Consider the following 1,868-nt stretch of genomic DNA (forward strand, 5'->3'; position numbering starts at 1 on the left):
ATTGTAAATCGATAATCGTGCGCTCTATATCTTGTAAACTTTGCTCACAGCTTAATAGCTGATCCTGCTTTGTTTCCAATACAGCGTCGACAAACCGTCTTACTGGAAGAATATATCGACGCATAAAAAACCAAACTGTAGCGACGATGGTTAGAAAAAAAATCACGAGTCCAGCATATCCGCCAAGCAAGATTGGATGAAAAGGCTTTTGCAATAGACGTTTATCAACCTCTAAATAAATACTCTCCACATTTTCATGCGCTCCATCAATTGGCTGAAGCGTATGGAGAACCTCTGAATCTGAATAATGATTTGTCTTAGTGAACGTTTGCCGCCATTGATTGGCATACTTATGCGTGACCTCTTGATTCGGTTTTTTATAATAAAAAAGCGTCTCCGCATTTTTACCAAAGACCACGGCCTGCTTAATATAAGGCACCGCATCTAACCAGGACAGTGCTTCCTTCTGTTCAGTAATATCATCAATACTGATATTTTTAGACTGTATTGATATCTGTTTTATGAGCGGCTCAAGCTGGTTCTGAGTGACTTTATCCACTAATAGGTTGAATACGGCCACAAAAATTATAGTGGAAACGGTGAGAAATACCACACTTCCCACCCATACAGATCGTGAAATACTCGTTTTTGATAGCGTCATGACTCACGCAACATGTGAGTGATTAACCAATAACACCGTCGCTGAAGGATTGAAAGAGGAGAGCCCATCAACAATTACAAGCTTGCAGCCCAAAAAAGTCATATTGCCTTTCCTCCTCTTATATTGCTCATTGATGCCATTTTTTATGTCATGCTTAGTCAGCGACTAAAATAAGGCCACTCTTATTGTTGTCGTCCCCATTTCATTTATATTTAATTTTTACAAATAAAAATTATTACTAGGGTGCAGGATTAGGAATACGTTGATGAATATTCGTTATTTCCGACAGTAATTCTTCTGACAATATCAGCTGCTCACTGGCGATATTATTTTTGAGCTGGGACATGTTAGTGGCGCCAATGATATTAGCTGTTAGGAATGGCCGTGAATTAACAAAAGCCAATGCCATCTGGGCCGGGTCAAGCTGAAAACGCTGAGCAAGCTCCACATAGGCACGTGTTGCCTCAACCGCCTGAGGGTTACTATAGCGACTATAATTCGGCCAGAGAGTTAATCGAGCATCAGTAGGTTGTGCATTAAGGTATTTTCCTGTCAGTACACCAAACCCCAACGGAGAATAGGCAAGCAGACCAACATTCTCCCGATGACTAATCTCTGCACACCCGACTTCATAGGTTCTGTTCAATAAACTATAAGGGTTTTGCACACTCACAACTAATGGCAGATTCATCGATTTAGCCACAGTGATAAATTGCATTATTCCCCATGGTGTTTCATTAGATAAACCAATATGGCGAATTTTTCCTGCCTGAACTTGTTTCTCCAATGCTTGTAAAGTCTCAATGATCGGTGTCAAACCTTGCTCATTCTCAGGCTGTTCGTATCCTAATCGACCGAAGTAGTTTGTATTACGCTCCGGCCAGTGTAATTGGTATAAATCAATATAGTCCGTTTTTAAACGTTTAAGACTGTTATTCAATGCTGTTTCTATGGTTTTCTCATCAAAGCGGGTTTGACCACCTCTGATATGAGAAACCCAATCACCGCCTGGTCCTGCGATTTTGCTCGCTAAGACAATGTCGTCTCTACGAGCTCTTTTTTGTAGCCACTGACCAATTATTGTTTCGGTTGCACCGTAAGTCTCAGCGCAGGGAGGGATGGCATAGAGCTCAGCAGTATCAATAAAGTTAACCCCTTCACCAAGAGCGTAGTCTAATTGCTGATGTCCCTCAGCTTGGGTGTTTTG

2 protein-coding genes are annotated in these 1,868 nt (G+C 41.3%); both read right to left on the reverse strand.

Translation table 11 applies throughout. From position 1 onward, the window contains the following. Nucleotides 1-559 (reverse strand): hypothetical protein (locus B4K20_RS13515; protein ID WP_289283271.1); only part of this gene is annotated, 559 nt, incomplete at its 3' end. A 340-nt stretch (nucleotides 560-899) separates the two neighbouring features. Beyond that, the coding region (locus B4K20_RS13520; RefSeq protein ID WP_289283272.1) for an NADP(H)-dependent aldo-keto reductase at nucleotides 900-1,868 on the reverse strand (969 nt) is incomplete at its 5' end.

The organism is Methylophaga sp. UBA5088, from assembly GCF_002414625.1.
In the GTDB taxonomy this organism is placed as follows: domain Bacteria; phylum Pseudomonadota; class Gammaproteobacteria; order Nitrosococcales; family Methylophagaceae; genus Methylophaga; species Methylophaga marina.